Annotated in this window: 27 protein-coding genes; all 27 read left to right on the forward strand. The window is 35.5% G+C overall.

From position 1 onward, the window contains the following. Window positions 1-8 precede the first annotated feature (8 nt). The 27 genes from rplB (at window position 9) to eno (ending at window position 14572) form a co-directional block, all read left to right on the forward strand. On the forward strand, window positions 9-833 hold the full coding sequence (gene rplB / locus Y10_RS06025) for a 50S ribosomal protein L2 (RefSeq protein ID WP_281764461.1): 825 nt from the start codon (window positions 9-11) through the stop codon (window positions 831-833). An 11-nt stretch (window positions 834-844) separates the two neighbouring features. Further along, on the forward strand, window positions 845-1123 hold the full coding sequence (rpsS, locus tag Y10_RS06030; protein WP_093022972.1) for a 30S ribosomal protein S19: 279 nt from the start codon (window positions 845-847) through the stop codon (window positions 1121-1123). Between the two features lie 8 nt (window positions 1124-1131). Further along, window positions 1132-1539 carry a 50S ribosomal protein L22 gene (gene rplV / locus Y10_RS06035; RefSeq protein WP_281764462.1) on the forward strand — a complete coding sequence of 136 codons (408 nt, stop codon included), beginning with the start codon at window positions 1132-1134 and terminating at the stop codon, window positions 1537-1539. Window positions 1540-1548: 9 nt separating this feature from the next. Then, window positions 1549-2271 carry a 30S ribosomal protein S3 gene (gene rpsC / locus Y10_RS06040; protein ID WP_281764463.1) on the forward strand — a complete coding sequence of 241 codons (723 nt, stop codon included), beginning with the start codon at window positions 1549-1551 and terminating at the stop codon, window positions 2269-2271. A gap of 20 nt (window positions 2272-2291) precedes the next feature. Next, the gene (gene rplP, locus Y10_RS06045) at window positions 2292-2711 is read left to right on the forward strand and encodes a 50S ribosomal protein L16 (protein ID WP_281764464.1); all 420 of its coding nucleotides are present in this window, start codon (window positions 2292-2294) and stop codon (window positions 2709-2711) included. 11 nt (window positions 2712-2722) lie between these two features. Continuing rightward, window positions 2723-2914, forward strand: coding sequence for a 50S ribosomal protein L29 (gene rpmC / locus Y10_RS06050; protein ID WP_281764465.1), 192 nt, complete (start codon window positions 2723-2725; stop codon window positions 2912-2914). 17 nt (window positions 2915-2931) lie between these two features. After that, the gene (rpsQ, locus tag Y10_RS06055; protein ID WP_281755263.1) at window positions 2932-3189 is read left to right on the forward strand and encodes a 30S ribosomal protein S17; all 258 of its coding nucleotides are present in this window, start codon (window positions 2932-2934) and stop codon (window positions 3187-3189) included. Between the two features lie 2 nt (window positions 3190-3191). After that, on the forward strand, window positions 3192-3560 hold the full coding sequence (gene rplN / locus Y10_RS06060) for a 50S ribosomal protein L14 (RefSeq protein ID WP_281764466.1): 369 nt from the start codon (window positions 3192-3194) through the stop codon (window positions 3558-3560). A gap of 15 nt (window positions 3561-3575) precedes the next feature. Then, the gene (gene rplX, locus Y10_RS06065; RefSeq protein WP_281764467.1) at window positions 3576-3890 is read left to right on the forward strand and encodes a 50S ribosomal protein L24; all 315 of its coding nucleotides are present in this window, start codon (window positions 3576-3578) and stop codon (window positions 3888-3890) included. Window positions 3891-3892: 2 nt separating this feature from the next. After that, on the forward strand, window positions 3893-4444 hold the full coding sequence (gene rplE / locus Y10_RS06070; protein ID WP_281764468.1) for a 50S ribosomal protein L5: 552 nt from the start codon (window positions 3893-3895) through the stop codon (window positions 4442-4444). 2 nt (window positions 4445-4446) lie between these two features. Further along, window positions 4447-4716, forward strand: coding sequence for a 30S ribosomal protein S14 (rpsN, locus tag Y10_RS06075; RefSeq protein ID WP_281764469.1), 270 nt, complete (start codon window positions 4447-4449; stop codon window positions 4714-4716). Window positions 4717-4782: 66 nt separating this feature from the next. Beyond that, the gene (gene rpsH, locus Y10_RS06080) at window positions 4783-5181 is read left to right on the forward strand and encodes a 30S ribosomal protein S8 (protein WP_281764470.1); all 399 of its coding nucleotides are present in this window, start codon (window positions 4783-4785) and stop codon (window positions 5179-5181) included. A 19-nt stretch (window positions 5182-5200) separates the two neighbouring features. Beyond that, a complete protein-coding gene (gene rplF / locus Y10_RS06085; RefSeq protein ID WP_281764471.1) occupies window positions 5201-5743 on the forward strand; it encodes a 50S ribosomal protein L6 in 543 nt (180 codons plus the stop codon). Between the two features lie 11 nt (window positions 5744-5754). Then, window positions 5755-6111: a 50S ribosomal protein L18 gene (gene rplR, locus Y10_RS06090; RefSeq protein ID WP_281764472.1), complete on the forward strand. Its 357-nt coding sequence runs from the start codon at window positions 5755-5757 to the stop codon at window positions 6109-6111. Between the two features lie 6 nt (window positions 6112-6117). Continuing rightward, window positions 6118-6642: a 30S ribosomal protein S5 gene (gene rpsE / locus Y10_RS06095; protein ID WP_281764473.1), complete on the forward strand. Its 525-nt coding sequence runs from the start codon at window positions 6118-6120 to the stop codon at window positions 6640-6642. Window positions 6643-6654: 12 nt separating this feature from the next. Beyond that, window positions 6655-6834: a 50S ribosomal protein L30 gene (rpmD, locus tag Y10_RS06100; RefSeq protein WP_281764474.1), complete on the forward strand. Its 180-nt coding sequence runs from the start codon at window positions 6655-6657 to the stop codon at window positions 6832-6834. A gap of 16 nt (window positions 6835-6850) precedes the next feature. Further along, a complete protein-coding gene (gene rplO / locus Y10_RS06105; RefSeq protein WP_281764475.1) occupies window positions 6851-7303 on the forward strand; it encodes a 50S ribosomal protein L15 in 453 nt (150 codons plus the stop codon). A 13-nt stretch (window positions 7304-7316) separates the two neighbouring features. Continuing rightward, window positions 7317-8666 (forward strand): preprotein translocase subunit SecY, encoded by a 1350-nt coding sequence (secY, locus tag Y10_RS06110; RefSeq protein ID WP_281764476.1) that lies wholly within the window; start codon window positions 7317-7319, stop codon window positions 8664-8666. Window positions 8667-8668: 2 nt separating this feature from the next. Next, window positions 8669-8884, forward strand: a complete 216-nt coding sequence (gene infA, locus Y10_RS06115) for a translation initiation factor IF-1 (protein ID WP_008239515.1) — start codon at window positions 8669-8671, stop codon at window positions 8882-8884. A gap of 11 nt (window positions 8885-8895) precedes the next feature. Then, entirely contained in the window at window positions 8896-9012 is a 117-nt protein-coding gene (gene ykgO / locus Y10_RS06120; RefSeq protein WP_074978891.1) for a type B 50S ribosomal protein L36, read from the forward strand. Window positions 9013-9014: 2 nt separating this feature from the next. Beyond that, window positions 9015-9389 (forward strand): 30S ribosomal protein S13, encoded by a 375-nt coding sequence (gene rpsM, locus Y10_RS06125; protein WP_281764477.1) that lies wholly within the window; start codon window positions 9015-9017, stop codon window positions 9387-9389. Between the two features lie 13 nt (window positions 9390-9402). Continuing rightward, complete coding sequence (gene rpsK / locus Y10_RS06130; RefSeq protein WP_281764478.1) at window positions 9403-9801, forward strand: 30S ribosomal protein S11; 399 nt, start codon at window positions 9403-9405, stop codon at window positions 9799-9801. An 84-nt stretch (window positions 9802-9885) separates the two neighbouring features. Next, complete coding sequence (gene rpsD, locus Y10_RS06135; protein WP_281764479.1) at window positions 9886-10491, forward strand: 30S ribosomal protein S4; 606 nt, start codon at window positions 9886-9888, stop codon at window positions 10489-10491. A 24-nt stretch (window positions 10492-10515) separates the two neighbouring features. Next, window positions 10516-11508, forward strand: a complete 993-nt coding sequence (locus Y10_RS06140; protein WP_281764480.1) for a DNA-directed RNA polymerase subunit alpha — start codon at window positions 10516-10518, stop codon at window positions 11506-11508. Between the two features lie 29 nt (window positions 11509-11537). Then, on the forward strand, window positions 11538-12056 hold the full coding sequence (rplQ, locus tag Y10_RS06145) for a 50S ribosomal protein L17 (protein WP_281764481.1): 519 nt from the start codon (window positions 11538-11540) through the stop codon (window positions 12054-12056). Window positions 12057-12164: 108 nt separating this feature from the next. After that, window positions 12165-13283, forward strand: a complete 1119-nt coding sequence (gene carA / locus Y10_RS06150; protein ID WP_281764482.1) for a glutamine-hydrolyzing carbamoyl-phosphate synthase small subunit — start codon at window positions 12165-12167, stop codon at window positions 13281-13283. Next, window positions 13280-14572, forward strand: coding sequence for a phosphopyruvate hydratase (gene eno / locus Y10_RS06155; protein ID WP_281764483.1), 1293 nt, complete (start codon window positions 13280-13282; stop codon window positions 14570-14572). The genes carA and eno overlap by 4 nt, the downstream gene beginning before the upstream one ends. Window positions 14573-14627: the final 55 nt, after the last annotated feature.

Consider the following 14627-nt stretch of genomic DNA (forward strand, 5'->3'; position numbering starts at 1 on the left):
GACGAAAAATGTCAGTTAGAAAATTAAAACCGATCACTCCAGGACAGCGTTTTAGAGTAGTAAACGAATTTGACGCGATTACTACTGATAAGCCGGAGAAATCTTTGATAGCTCCGTTAAAAAAGTCGGGAGGTAGAAACAGTCAAGGAAAAATGACCATGCGCTATATTGGTGGTGGTCATAAGAGAAAGTATCGTATTATTGATTTTAAAAGAAGCAAAACTGGAGTTGAGGCTACAGTTGTTTCTATTCAGTACGATCCTAACAGAACTGCTTTCATTGCATTAGTAGAGTATACTGATGGTGAGAAAAGTTATGTGATAGCACAAAATGGTTTACAAGTTGGGCAAACTATCGTTTCTGGTTCAGGATCAGCTCCTGAAATTGGTAACGCAATGCCTTTAAGTGATATTCCGTTAGGTACTATTATTTCATGCGTAGAGTTACGCCCAGGTCAAGGTGCTGTTATGGCGCGTTCTGCTGGTGCTTTTGCTCAGTTAATGGCAAAAGACGGTAAGTATGCGACTATTAAGTTGCCTTCTGGAGAAACTCGTATGGTTTTAGCAGACTGTTTTGCAACAGTTGGAGTTGTGTCTAACTCAGATCATCAGTTAGTTGTTAGTGGTAAAGCTGGTAGAAGCAGATGGTTAGGTAGAAGACCAAGAACTAGACCAGTAGTTATGAACCCTGTAGATCACCCAATGGGTGGTGGTGAAGGTAGAGCTTCAGGAGGTCACCCAAGATCTAGAAAAGGTTTACCAGCTAAAGGATTTAGAACTCGTGCTAAAGCTAAGGCAAGTAATAAGTATATTGTAGAACGTAGAAAGAAATAAAACAGTAAGAAATGGCACGTTCACTTAAAAAAGGACCTTTTGTACATTACAGTTTAGAGAAAAAAGTACAAGCTAATATAGAGTCAGGTAAGAAAACAGTTATCAAGACTTGGTCTAGAGCATCAATGATTACTCCAGATTTCGTAGGTCAAACTATAGCTGTTCATAATGGTAAGCAATTTGTTCCTGTTTATGTTACTGAAAACATGGTAGGACACAAATTGGGTGAATTTTCTCCAACAAGATCTTTTAGAGGTCACGCTGGGGCAAAAAATAAAGGAAAAAAATAAAGTAAGCCATGGGAGTTCGTAAACATAACAAAGCACAGCAAATCAAAGAAGCTAAAAAGAGTTTAGCATTTGCTAAGTTGAATAACTGCCCTACTTCTCCTCGTAAAATGAGAATCGTTGCTGATCTTGTTAGAGGACAAAAAGTAGAAAAGGCGCTTGCTATATTGAAATTCAATAGTAAAGACGCATCTCGCAGCTTAGAAAAATTAGTTTTGTCTGCTATCGCAAACTGGCAAGCTAAGAATGAAGAAGCAAGCTTAGAGGACGCAGATTTATTCATTAAAGAGATAAGAGTAGACGGTGGTACGATGTTGAAAAGATTACGTCCTGCACCACAAGGTCGTGCTCATAGAATTAGAAAACGTTCCAACCACGTAACAGTTGTGCTTGGATCTAATAATAACACTCAAAGCTAAGATAGAGAAATGGGACAAAAGACAAATCCAATCGGAAATCGCCTAGGAATTATCAGAGGATGGGAATCTAACTGGTACGGAGGTAATGATTACGGTGATAAGTTAGCTGAAGATGATAAGATCAGAAAGTATGTTCACGCTCGTCTATCTAAAGCTAGTGTTTCTCGAGTAATTATCGAAAGAACTTTGAAACTTGTAACCGTTACTATCACTACGGCTCGTCCAGGTATCATTATTGGTAAAGGCGGTCAAGAGGTAGACAAGTTAAAAGAAGAGCTTAAGAAGATTACCGAAAAAGAGGTTCAGATTAACATTTTTGAAATTAAAAGACCAGAGCTTGATGCGAACTTAGTTGCTGCAAGTATTGCTCGTCAGATCGAAAACAGAATTTCGTACAGAAGAGCAATTAAAATGGCTATTGCTGCTGCAATTCGTATGAACGCAGAAGGGATTAAAATCCAAATTTCTGGTCGTTTGAATGGTGCTGAAATGGCACGTTCTGAATCTTACAAAGAAGGTAGAATTCCTCTATCGACTTTTAGAGCTGACATTGATTACGCACTTGATGAAGCGCATACTACTTATGGTAGATTGGGTATCAAAGTGTGGATTATGAAAGGCGAAGTGTACGGTAAAAGAGAATTGTCTCCGCTTGTAGGTATGTCCAAAAAACAAGGAGGTAAGAGCGGTGGAAACAACTCAGGACAAAGAAAATCTCGCCGTAGAAAGTAATTTTTTAAAGAAAAGTAAAAATGTTACAGCCAAAAAGAACCAAATTTAGAAAACAGCAGAAAGGCCGTATGAAAGGAATCTCTCAAAGAGGTTTCGAACTTTCAAACGGTATGTTTGGTATTAAATCATTGGATTCTTCATTCATAACTTCACGTCAAATCGAGGCGGCTCGTGTTGCTGCAACTCGTTATATGAAAAGAGAAGGACAATTATGGATTAAGATATTTCCAGATAAACCTATCACTAAAAAGCCTCTAGAGGTACGTATGGGTAAAGGTAAAGGTGCTCCAGAATATTGGGCAGCTGTTGTAAAACCGGGTAGAATTATGTTTGAAGTAGGTGGAGTGCCTATGGATGTGGCTAAAGAAGCTTTACGCCTTGCAGCTCAAAAACTGCCTGTGAGAACGAAGTTTGTTGTAGCAAGAGATTATTCAGCTTAATTTTTTAAACTATGAAACAGTCAGAAATCAAAGAATTATCTGTTACCGAGTTACAAGAGAAACTTGGTGAGTACAAGAAAAATTATGCAGATTTAAAAATGGCTCATGCTATTACACCGTTAGAAAATCCACTTCAATTAAGAAGTGTAAGAAGAACAGTGGCAAGATTAGCTACAGAGCTCACTAAAAGAGAATTACAATAATTCTATTCTGCTATATGATGGAAAATAGAAATTTAAGAAAAGAAAGAGTAGGGGTTGTTACCAGTAATAAAATGGAGAAATCTATTGTGGTTTCAGAAGTTAAACGTGTAAAACACCCTATGTACGGTAAGTTCGTGTTAAAAACTAAAAAATACGTTGCACACGACGAAAAGAACGATTGCAATATTGGTGATACTGTGAAAATTATGGAGACTCGTCCATTAAGTAAAACCAAATGTTGGAGATTAGTTGAAATCCTTGAAAGAGCGAAGTAATTATGGTACAGTCAGAATCTAGATTAAAAGTAGCAGACAATACTGGAGCTAAAGAAGTTTTAGCTATCCGTATTTTAGGTGGTACAAAAAGAAGATATGCATCTGTTGGAGACAAAATAGTTGTAACAGTTAAAGATGCAACTCCTAACGGTAACGTTAAAAAAGGACAAGTATCTACTGCTGTAGTTGTACGTACCAAGAAAGAGGTAAGAAGACCTGATGGTTCTTATATCCGTTTCGATGATAATGCTTGTGTTTTATTAAACCCTGCAGGAGAAATGAGAGGAACACGTGTATTTGGTCCTGTTGCCAGAGAACTTCGTGATAAACAATTTATGAAGATTGTATCATTGGCACCTGAGGTGCTTTAATACTATTGTATAGAAATGATAAAGCTTAAAATAAAATCAGGAGATACTGTTAAAGTAATTGCTGGAGACCACAAAGGTACAGAAGGTAAAGTGCTTAAAGTTGATCGTGAAAAAAACAAAGCGATTGTTGAGGGAGTAAACATGGTGTCTAAGCATACAAAGCCTAGCGCTACTAATCCTCAAGGTGGAATCGTAGAGAAAGAAGCTCCAATTCATATTTCTAACCTTGCTTTGTTAGATCCTAAGTCTAACGAAACTACAAGAGTTGGATATGAAGTAAGAGATGGTGAAAAAGTAAGATTTTCAAAAAAATCTAAAGAAGTATTATAATTATGGCTTACATTCCAAGACTAAAACAAGAGTATAAGGAGCGCGTAGTTTCTGCTCTTACAGAAGAATTCGGATATAAGAACGTAATGCAAGTGCCAGTTCTTGAGAAGATTGTAGTTAGCCGTGGTGTAGGTGCAGCTGTTGCTGATAAAAAGTTAATCGACTATGCAGTAGACGAGTTAACAAGAATTACAGGACAAAAAGCAGTATCTACTATTTCTAAGAAAGACGTTGCAACTTTTAAATTACGTAAAGGGATGCCAATTGGGGCTAAAGTTACTTTACGTGGAGAAAGAATGTACGAATTTTTAGATAGATTAATTACTTCTGCTTTACCAAGGGTAAGAGATTTTCAAGGGATTAACGCTACTGGTTTTGATGGTAGAGGTAACTATAACTTAGGTGTTACAGAGCAAATTATCTTCCCTGAAATCAATATTGATAAAATTCATAAGATTTCTGGTATGGATATAACTTTTGTTACGTCTGCAGAAACCGATAAAGAAGCTAAATCACTATTAACTGAACTAGGTTTACCTTTTAAAAAGAATTAAGTATGGCTAAAGAATCAATGAAAGCCCGTGAGGTTAAAAGACAGAAATTGGTAGAGAAGTATGCTGAAAAACGTAAAGCTTTAAAAGAAGCTGGAGATTATGAGGCATTACAGAAATTACCAAAAAATTCTTCTCCTGTTCGTTTACACAACCGTTGTAAATTAACTGGAAGACCAAAAGGGTATATGCGTACTTTTGGTATCTCTCGTGTAACATTCAGAGAGATGGCTAACAACGGGTTAATACCTGGAGTTAAAAAAGCAAGCTGGTAAGATAGATTATAAATTGGTAGTAAGTTCATAAAATTATTTGAAAACTATTACCGCAAATTAATACAGATGTATACAGATCCTATTGCAGATTATTTAACAAGAATTAGAAACGCTAATAGCGCAGGACACAGAGTGGTAGAGATACCAGCATCAAACCTTAAAAAGGAAATAACTAAAATTTTATTCGATCAAGGATATATTTTAAGTTATAAATTTGATGACAGTTCTGTACAGGGTACTATTAAGATAGCTTTAAAATATAATAAAGCTACTAAAGAGCCTGTAATTAAAAAGATAGAGCGTGTAAGTAAGCCAGGTTTACGTAAGTATGCTGGTAAATCAGAATTACCAAGAGTTTTAAATGGTTTAGGTATTGCTGTTGTGTCTACTTCTCATGGAGTTATGACAAGTAAGCAAGCTAAGCTTGAGAATGTTGGTGGTGAAGTTTTGTGTTACGTTTACTAAAATTTAAAGACAAGAAGAAATGTCAAGAATAGGTAAAAGTCCAATTACAGTACCTGCAGGTGTTACAGTTACCATTGATGGTGATGTTGTAACAGTAAAAGGGAAGTTAGGCGAATTAACTCAAGAAGTTAAAGACATTGCTGTAAAGCAAGAGGATGGACAATTAGTATTAGAAACTACTGATGAAACTAAAGCTCAAAAAGCCAAGCACGGTTTGTACAGAGCTTTAATCAATAACATGGTTTTAGGTGTATCAGAAGGTTTTACTAAAGAATTAGAATTAGTTGGGGTAGGTTACAGAGCTAGTAACCAAGGTCAGAAATTAGACCTTGCCTTAGGATTCTCTCACAACATTGTTATGGAGTTAGCTCCAGAAGTAAAAGTTGAGACAGTTTCTGAAAAAGGTAAAAACCCTATCGTGAAATTGACTTCACATGATAAGCAACTTGTAGGACAAGTAGCGGCTAAGATCCGTTCGTTCCGTAAGCCAGAGCCATATAAAGGTAAAGGTGTTAAGTTTGTTGGAGAAGTAATAAGAAGAAAAGCAGGTAAATCAGCTTAATAATTAGCAATATGGCATTATCAAAGACTGAAAGAAGACAACGTATTAAGAACAGAATCAGAAAAGTGGTTAGCGGATCTGCTGAGAAACCAAGATTGGCTGTTTTTAGAAGTAATAATGAGATCTATGCTCAATTAATAGATGATGTAAATGGTAAAACCATTACTGCTGCATCTTCAAGAGATAAAGATATCAGTTCTGTAAAAGCAACGAAAAGCGAAAAGGCTGCACTAGTAGGTAAGTCTATTGCTACGAAGGCTTTAGAAGCAGGTGTAAACACAATTTCCTTTGATAGAGGTGGGTATTTATACCATGGTAGAGTTAAATCATTAGCCGAAGGAGCTAGAGAAGCAGGACTAAAATTCTAAGAAATTATGTATCAGAATTATAAAAACGTAGAACTAGTTAAACCTAGCGGACTTGAATTAAAAGATCGTTTAGTAGGTGTGCAAAGAGTTACCAAAGTAACCAAAGGTGGTAGAGCATTCGGTTTTTCTGCAATTGTTGTTGTAGGAGATGAGAATGGTGTAGTAGGACACGGTTTAGGTAAATCTAAAGAAGTTGCAGACGCTATCTCTAAAGCGGTTGAAGATGCTAAAAAGAACTTAGTAAGAATTCCTTTAAATAAAGGTACTTTACCACACGAGCAAAAAGGTAAATACGGTGGGGCAAGAGTTTATATTCAACCTGCTTCTCACGGTACCGGAGTAATTGCTGGTGGTGCATTACGTGCAGTATTAGAAGCTGTTGGGGTACATGATGTATTATCTAAATCTCAAGGTTCTTCTAACCCTCACAACGTAGTAAAAGCAACTTTTGATGCTTTATTACAATTAAGAGATGCACGTACTATTGCTACTGAAAGAGGAGTATCTTTAGAAAAAGTTTTTAAAGGATAAATCAAGGAGAAAATGGCAAAGATTAAAGTTACACAGGTAAAAAGTAAAATTAAGCGTCCTGAGAATCAAAAAAGAACGCTTGAGGCACTTGGCCTAACACGTATTGGTCAAGTAGTGGAACATGAGGCTACTCCGAGTATCCTTGGTATGGTAAATAAAGTTAAACACTTAGTTTCTGTTCAAGAAGCTTAATAATAGATAGTGTATTATGAGTTTAAGTAACTTACAACCGGCGAAAGGTTCAGTTCATAAAGACGGAAAAAGAGTTGGTAGAGGTCAGGGATCCGGAAAAGGAGGAACTGCTACCAGAGGTCATAAAGGAGCTAAATCTCGTTCAGGTTATTCTAAAAAGATTGGTTTTGAAGGAGGACAGATGCCACTTCAAAGACGTGTTCCTAAATTTGGTTTTACAAATATTAACCGTAAGGAGTACGTAGGTATCAATTTAGGTAAATTACAAGAAATGGTTGATAAAGGTGTTGTTACAGACACTGTTGATTTAGATATTATTGTAGCTAATGGTTTGGCAAAGAAAACTGAGTTAGTTAAAATCCTTGGAGGAGGAGAATTAAAATCTAATCTAAAAGTAACCGTTCATAAATTTACTGCTAGTGCAAAAGCTGCTATTGAAGCTGCTGGAGGTGAAGCTGTAAGTTTATAACCAATAATTAACCATGAAGAAATTTATAGAGACATTAACCAATATCTGGAAGATTGATGAATTACGTAACAGAGTCGTACTTACACTAAGTTTATTATTAGTGTATAGGTTAGGTTCTCACGTGGCCCTTCCGGGTATTGACACTGGACAATTATCTGAGCTTACTCAAAAAACCAGTGGTGGAGGATTGTTAGATATTCTTAATGCTTTTACAGGTGGTGCGTTTGCAAAAGCTTCTGTATTTGCATTAGGAATTATGCCGTATATCTCGGCTTCAATTGTAGTTCAATTAATGGGACTTGCAATTCCTTACCTTCAGAAATTACAAAATGAAGGAGAAAGTGGAAGAAAGACCATCAACCAAATTACTAGATGGTTAACCATCGGTATTTGTATTGTTCAGGCGCCAGCTTATTTATGGGGTTTAAAACAATTAGGTGTTCCAGAAACTGCTTTCGTTAAAGGGCAAGGATTAGACTTTATTATTCCTTCTGTAATCATTTTAGTTACTGGTACAATTTTTGCTATGTGGCTTGGTGAGAAAATTACAGATAGAGGTATTGGTAATGGGATCTCTTTATTGATCATGGTAGGTATTATTGCCAGATTGCCTCAAGCTTTCTTACAGGAAGTTTCCTCTAGAGTCTCAGAAAACAATGGAGGATGGATGGTGATCCTTATTGAAGTTATTATGTGGTTTGTAGTGATATTACTTAGTATAATGCTGGTAATGGCCGTAAGGCAAATTGGTGTACAGTACGCCAGAAGAACTGCAACCGGAGGATACGAAGAAAAAGATGCTTTAGGTGGAGCACGTCAATTTATTCCGCTTAAGTTAAATGCCTCTGGGGTAATGCCAATTATCTTTGCTCAGGCTATTATGTTTGTACCGTCTGCATTAGCAGGGTTATCTGATTCAGAAACTGCACAAAGCATTCAAGTGGAGTTCAGTAATATGTTCGGATTTTGGTATAATTTAGTTTTTGCATTGTTAATTATTACCTTTACATACTTTTATACTGCTATCACAGTGCCTACTAATAAAATGGCTGATGATCTTAAGAGAAGTCAAGGTTTCATTCCTGGTGTAAGACCAGGTACTGAAACAGCTGATTACTTAGACAAAATTATGTCTTTAATCACCTTCCCAGGATCGTTGTTCTTAGTGTGTTTAGCTGTATTACCTGCAATTGCTTACAATGTTGGTATTCAACAAGGTTGGGCATTGTTTTACGGTGGTACATCTTTACTAATTATGGTAGGTGTTGCTATTGATACTATGCAACAAGTAAATTCATACTTGTTAAATAGACATTATGATGGCTTAATGAAAACTGGTAAAAACAGAAAAGTATCAGCATAATTATGGCAAAACAGTCGGCAATAGAACAAGACGGAACCATTATTGAAGCATTGTCTAATGCAATGTTTAGAGTTGAGTTAGAAAATGGTCATGTGGTGACTGCACATATCTCTGGTAAAATGCGTATGCATTATATTAAATTATTACCAGGTGATAAGGTGAAGTTAGAAATGAGTCCATATGATCTTACAAAAGCAAGAATTACTTATAGATATTAAATAGTAGTTAGATGAAAGTAAGAGCATCACTAAAAAAGAGAAGTCCCGAGTGCAAAATTGTGCGTCGTAAGGGGAGATTGTACGTAATTAACAAAAAGAATCCTAGATTTAAACAAAGACAAGGATAATTATGGCTAGAATCGCAGGTGTAGATATACCAAATAACAAAAGAGGTGTTATATCTTTAACATATATCTTTGGTATAGGAAAAAGTAGAGCTAAAGAAATTTTAGAAACAGCTCAAGTAGACGAAAGTAAAAAAGTATCAGATTGGAATGACGACGAAACAGGTCGTATCCGTGATGCTGTAGGTGCTTTCACAATCGAAGGTGAATTACGTTCAGAAGTTCAGTTAAACATTAAACGTTTAATGGATATCGGATGTCAAAGAGGTATTCGTCATAGAGCAGGCTTACCATTACGTGGTCAGCGTACTAAGAATAACTCAAGAACTAGAAAAGGTAAAAGAAAAACTGTTGCTAACAAGAAAAAAGCAACTAAATAATAAGTAGTTAACAATGGCAAAGTCGAATAAAACTGCAAAAACTTCTAAAAAGCGTAAAGTTATAGTAGAATCAGTTGGTGAGGCACACATTTCTGCTACTTTTAATAACATCATCATCTCTTTAACTAATAAAAAGGGTGATGTTATTTCTTGGTCATCAGCTGGTAAAATGGGCTTCAGAGGTTCTAAGAAGAACACTCCTTATGCTGCTCAGGTAGCTGCTGAAGATGCTGCTAAAGTTGCAAATGAAGCTGGTTTACGTAAAGTAAAAGTTTTTGTTAAGGGACCTGGAAATGGTAGAGAATCTGCAATCAGATCTTTACACAATACAGGAATTGAAGTAACAGAAATTATTGACGTTACTCCATTACCACACAACGGATGTCGTCCTCCTAAAAGACGTAGAGTTTAATAAATTATTGTAACCTTTAAGGGCGCTGATACGATTATCGAAGGATAGCCTTAATTCATAATCGCCCTTAATAAATTTTATAAAATGGCAAGATATACTGGTCCAAAAACTAAAATTGCTCGTAAGTTTGGTGAAGCAATTTTTGGAGAAGATAAATCTTTTGAAAAAAGAAATTATCCTCCAGGTCAACACGGTAACAACCGTAGAAGAGGTAAAAAATCTGAATACGCAATCCAGTTAATGGAGAAGCAGAAAGCTAAGTATACTTACGGTATCTTAGAGCGTCAGTTCAGAAACCTTTTCGAAAAAGCTAACCGTAGCAAAGGTGTTACTGGTGAAGTTTTACTTCAATTATGTGAATCTCGTTTAGATAATGTAGTTTACAGAATGGGTGTTGCTCCTTCAAGAAGAGGTGCACGTCAATTAGTTTCTCACCGTCACATTACTGTAAACGGAGAGATCGTAAACATTCCTTCATATTCTTTAAAAGCTGGAGATGTTGTTGGAGTAAGAGAAAAATCTAAATCTTTAGAGGTAATAGAGAATGCATTAGCTGCAAATAGTACTGTTTACGAATGGATTACATGGAATACGGAGAAGAAAGAAGGTACTTATGTAGCAGTTCCTGAAAGACTTCAGATTCCTGAAAACATTAAAGAACAGTTAATCGTCGAGTTATACTCTAAATAATAAATAAAAGACAGCAGTCAAACTATGGCATTATTTAATTTTCAAAAGCCCGATAAAGTTATAATGATCGATTCATCTGAGTTCGAAGGCAAATTTGAGTTTCGCCCTCTAGAACCAGGCTATGGATTGACCATTGGTAACGCTTTACGAAGAGTTCTATTATCTTCGCTTGAAGGGTTTGCTATCAGTTCGGTAAGAATTGATAAAGTAGAGCATGAGTTCTCTACCATTCCCGGAGTTGTAGAAGATGTTACAGAAATCATTCTTAACTTAAAACAAGTACGTTTTAAAAGACAGATTGAAGATATTGATAATGAAACAGTATCTATTTCTGTAGGAGGTACAGAACAATTAACTGCTGGCGATTTCCAAAAGTTTATTTCCGGATTCCAGGTGTTAAATCCTGATTTAGTTATTTGTAATATGGAATCTGATATTACAATAAACATGGAAATCACTATTGAGAAGGGTAGAGGGTATGTACCTGCAGATGAGAATAAGAAACCTAATTCTCCGCTAGGTGTTATTGCTACAGACTCTATCTATACTCCTGTGAAAAATGTTAAGTATAGTATAGAAAACTATCGTGTAGAGCAAAAAACTGACTATGAAAAGTTAGTTTTCGAAATTATTACAGATGGTTCTATTCATCCTAAAGATGCTTTAACTGAAGCTGCAAAAACATTGATTCATCACTTCATGTTATTCTCAGATGAGCGTATTACTTTAGAGGCTGATGAAATTGCACAAACAGAAACTTATGACGAAGAGTCATTACATATGCGCCAGTTACTTAAAACTAAGTTGGTAGATATGGATCTTTCTGTGAGAGCATTAAATTGTTTAAAAGCTGCTGAAGTAGATACCTTAGGGGATTTAGTATCTTTTAATAAGAATGACTTGATGAAATTCCGAAACTTTGGTAAAAAATCTTTAACAGAGTTAGAAGAGCTTGTACATAACAAGAACTTACACTTCGGAATGGATTTATCAAAATATAAATTAGATAAAGATTAGCTGTTGGCTAAAGTGTAATACATAGGAAAATGAGACACGGAAATAAAATTAATAATTTAGGAAGAAAAACTGCTCATAGAAAAGCTATGCTAGCTAATATGGCATGTTCTTTAATAGAGCATAAGCGTATTAATACTACAGTTGCCAAAGCTAAAGCGCTTAAGCAGTTTGTTGAGCCTCTAATTACTAAAGCAAAATCTGAAAATAATCAAGAGATTGCTGGTAGTACTCACAACAGAAGAGTTGTATTTAGTCAGTTAAGAAGCAAAGAAGCAGTTACTGAATTATTTAGTACTGTTGCTGATAAAGTAGGAGAAAGACCAGGTGGATATACAAGAATTATTAAGCTTGGAAATCGTTTAGGTGATAACGCTGAAATGGCTTTAATTGAATTAGTAGATTTTAACGAGCTATATAACGCTGGTAAACCTGCCAAGAAGAAAACTACTCGTAGAAGTAGATCTGCAAAGAAAGCTGAAGAAACTACTGTAGAAAATACTTCTGCAGACGTTACTAACGAAGAAGCTACTGACAAAACAAATGAATAAATTTGTTTTTACATATTATTAAATTTTAAAAGGATAAACTTTTTAGTTTATCCTTTTTTTTGTGTTATTTTGTATAATATTTCAAACATTACTTTTAGAACTATTTAGATGAAATATAAAGCGAGAAAAAAGGCAGTTCTTTTATTAGCAGATGGTACTGTTTTTTACGGAAAGGCTGTAGGTGGAGAAGGCACCGCATTTGGAGAGGTTTGTTTTAATACCGGTATGACTGGTTATCAAGAAATTTTTACTGATCCTTCTTATTTTGGGCAAATTATGGTTACTACAAATGCCCATATTGGAAATTACGGAACTAATAATGATGAAGTAGAGTCTGGCTCTGTTAAAATTGCTGGTTTAGTTTGTAAAAACTTTAGTTACGACTATTCACGTGTAGCAGCAGACCAATCATTGGAAGACTTTCTAAACAAAAACAATTTATTTGCGATATCAGATGTAGATACTCGTGCGTTAGTGGCATATATTAGAGATAATGGTGCCCAAAATGCACTTATCTCTACTAATGTTGATCAATTAGAAGCATTGAAAGAGCAACTTGCTCAGGTACCAGACATGAATGGTTTAGAGTTGGCTTCTAAAGTATCAACTAAAGAGCCTTATTTCTACGGCGATGAAAATGCAACTTATAAAGTAGCTGCTTTAGATTTAGGTATTAAAACCAATATCTTAAGAAATTTAGCAAAAAGAGATTGCTACATCAAAGTTTTCCCTTTTGATACTGCGTTTGAAGAAATGGCAGCTTGGGAACCTGATGGATATTTCTTATCTAACGGTCCTGGAGATCCTGAGCCATTAAAAGGTGCTATTAATGTAGCAAAAGAAATTTTGGCTAAAGAATTACCTTTATTTGGTATTTGTTTAGGGCACCAAGTTATTGCTTTGGCAAATGGTATTTCTACTTACAAAATGCACAACGGACACAGAGGTATTAACCACCCTGTGAAAAACCTAGTAACTGGTAAAGGTGAAATTACTTCTCAAAACCATGGTTTTGCTGTGAACAGAGAAGAAACCGAAAACAATCCTAATGTAGAGATTACTCATGTTCACTTGAACGATGATACCATTGCAGGATTAAAAGTGAAAGATAAAAATGCATTTTCTGTACAGTACCACCCAGAAGCAGGTCCTGGACCAAATGATGCTACTTATTTATTTGATCAATTTATAGAGAATATAAAACTAACTAAAATAACAACAATATGAGTATTATAGTAAATGTGCACGCTCGTCAAATTTTAGATTCAAGAGGTAACCCTACTGTAGAAGTAGATGTAGTTACTGAAAACGGAATTTTAGGAAGAGCTGCAGTTCCGTCGGGAGCTTCAACAGGAGAACATGAAGCTGTAGAATTACGTGACGGTGGTAGTAATTATATGGGTAAAGGTGTTTTAAATGCCGTTAAAAATGTAAATGAAATCATTGCAGAAGAGATTGTTGGAATGTCAGTATTTGAACAAAATCTTATTGACGAAACAATGTGTTCTGTAGATGGTACTCCAAACAAAGGTAAGTTAGGAGCTAATGCAATTTTAGGGGTTTCTTTAGCAGTAGCAAAAGCTGCAGCTAATGAGTTAGGTATGCCTTTATACCGTTATGTAGGTGGTGTTAGTGCTAATACACTTCCAGTACCTATGATGAATATTATCAATGGTGGTTCTCACTCAGATGCTCCTATCGCATTTCAAGAGTTTATGATTATGCCTGTAAAAGCTGAAACTTTTACACATGCAATGCAAATGGGTTCTGAAATTTTCCATAACCTTAAAAAAGTATTACACGACAGAGGTTTAAGTACTGCTGTAGGTGATGAAGGAGGATTTGCTCCTACTTTTGAAGGAACTGAAGATGCTATTGAGACAATAGCTAAAGCGGTTGCTAATGCAGGTTATAAGTTTGGAGACGATATTAAAATTGCTTTAGACTGTGCATCATCAGAATTCTATGTAGATGGTAAGTATGACTATACTAAATTTGAAGGAGAAACTGGAGTAGTAAGAACTTCTCAAGAGCAAGCTGATTACTTAGCTGAGCTTTGTGAAAAATACCCAATTATCTCTATCGAAGATGGTATGGATGAGAACGACTGGGAAGGTTGGAAATATTTAACTGAAAAAATTGGACACAATGTTCAATTAGTAGGAGACGATTTATTTGTAACTAACGTAGAAAGATTAGAAAGAGGTATTACTGAAGGTATTGGTAACTCTATTTTAATTAAAGTTAACCAAATTGGTTCTTTAACTGAAACTATTGCAGCTGTAAACATGGCTAAAAATGCTGGATTTACTTCTGTAATGTCTCACAGATCTGGTGAAACAGAAGATAACACTATTGCAGATTTAGCAGTAGCACTTAACTGTGGACAAATTAAAACTGGTTCAGCTTCAAGATCTGACCGTATGGCTAAGTATAACCAATTACTTAGAATTGAGGAAGAATTAGGTAAAGTAGCTTACTATCCTCAAGCAAAAGCGTTTAAAGTGCAACAATAATTTATTGTTCTTTTAGATATTTAAAAGCCCCTTTTTGGGGCTTTTTTTATTTGCA

The sequence above is a fragment of the Neptunitalea lumnitzerae genome, assembly GCF_027924185.1.
Lineage (GTDB): Bacteria > Bacteroidota > Bacteroidia > Flavobacteriales > Flavobacteriaceae > Neptunitalea > Neptunitalea lumnitzerae.

Bases quoted from the DNA above. Each gene is read 5' to 3' on its own strand.
- rplR (WP_281764472.1), top strand. From the start codon at position 5,755: ATGGCATTATCAAAGACTGAAAGAAGACAACGTATTAAGAACAGAATC.
- ykgO (WP_074978891.1), top strand. From the start codon at position 8,896: ATGAAAGTAAGAGCATCACTAAAAAAGAGAAGTCCCGAGTGCAAAATT.
- rpsH (WP_281764470.1), top strand. From the start codon at position 4,783: ATGTATACAGATCCTATTGCAGATTATTTAACAAGAATTAGAAACGCT.
- rpsS (WP_093022972.1), top strand. From the start codon at position 845: ATGGCACGTTCACTTAAAAAAGGACCTTTTGTACATTACAGTTTAGAG.
- rpsD (WP_281764479.1), top strand. From the start codon at position 9,886: ATGGCAAGATATACTGGTCCAAAAACTAAAATTGCTCGTAAGTTTGGT.
- rpsN (WP_281764469.1), top strand. From the start codon at position 4,447: ATGGCTAAAGAATCAATGAAAGCCCGTGAGGTTAAAAGACAGAAATTG.
- rplX (WP_281764467.1), top strand. From the start codon at position 3,576: ATGATAAAGCTTAAAATAAAATCAGGAGATACTGTTAAAGTAATTGCT.
- secY (WP_281764476.1), top strand. From the start codon at position 7,317: ATGAAGAAATTTATAGAGACATTAACCAATATCTGGAAGATTGATGAA.
- rplQ (WP_281764481.1), top strand. From the start codon at position 11,538: ATGAGACACGGAAATAAAATTAATAATTTAGGAAGAAAAACTGCTCAT.
- rplF (WP_281764471.1), top strand. From the start codon at position 5,201: ATGTCAAGAATAGGTAAAAGTCCAATTACAGTACCTGCAGGTGTTACA.
- rplP (WP_281764464.1), top strand. From the start codon at position 2,292: ATGTTACAGCCAAAAAGAACCAAATTTAGAAAACAGCAGAAAGGCCGT.
- carA (WP_281764482.1), top strand. From the start codon at position 12,165: ATGAAATATAAAGCGAGAAAAAAGGCAGTTCTTTTATTAGCAGATGGT.
- rplO (WP_281764475.1), top strand. From the start codon at position 6,851: ATGAGTTTAAGTAACTTACAACCGGCGAAAGGTTCAGTTCATAAAGAC.
- rpmD (WP_281764474.1), top strand. From the start codon at position 6,655: ATGGCAAAGATTAAAGTTACACAGGTAAAAAGTAAAATTAAGCGTCCT.
- infA (WP_008239515.1), top strand. From the start codon at position 8,669: ATGGCAAAACAGTCGGCAATAGAACAAGACGGAACCATTATTGAAGCA.
- eno (WP_281764483.1), top strand. From the start codon at position 13,280: ATGAGTATTATAGTAAATGTGCACGCTCGTCAAATTTTAGATTCAAGA.
- rpsM (WP_281764477.1), top strand. From the start codon at position 9,015: ATGGCTAGAATCGCAGGTGTAGATATACCAAATAACAAAAGAGGTGTT.
- rpsC (WP_281764463.1), top strand. From the start codon at position 1,549: ATGGGACAAAAGACAAATCCAATCGGAAATCGCCTAGGAATTATCAGA.
- rplV (WP_281764462.1), top strand. From the start codon at position 1,132: ATGGGAGTTCGTAAACATAACAAAGCACAGCAAATCAAAGAAGCTAAA.
- rplB (WP_281764461.1), top strand. From the start codon at position 9: ATGTCAGTTAGAAAATTAAAACCGATCACTCCAGGACAGCGTTTTAGA.
- rpsQ (WP_281755263.1), top strand. From the start codon at position 2,932: ATGGAAAATAGAAATTTAAGAAAAGAAAGAGTAGGGGTTGTTACCAGT.
- rplN (WP_281764466.1), top strand. From the start codon at position 3,192: ATGGTACAGTCAGAATCTAGATTAAAAGTAGCAGACAATACTGGAGCT.
- Y10_RS06140 (WP_281764480.1), top strand. From the start codon at position 10,516: ATGGCATTATTTAATTTTCAAAAGCCCGATAAAGTTATAATGATCGAT.
- rpmC (WP_281764465.1), top strand. From the start codon at position 2,723: ATGAAACAGTCAGAAATCAAAGAATTATCTGTTACCGAGTTACAAGAG.
- rpsE (WP_281764473.1), top strand. From the start codon at position 6,118: ATGTATCAGAATTATAAAAACGTAGAACTAGTTAAACCTAGCGGACTT.
- rpsK (WP_281764478.1), top strand. From the start codon at position 9,403: ATGGCAAAGTCGAATAAAACTGCAAAAACTTCTAAAAAGCGTAAAGTT.
- rplE (WP_281764468.1), top strand. From the start codon at position 3,893: ATGGCTTACATTCCAAGACTAAAACAAGAGTATAAGGAGCGCGTAGTT.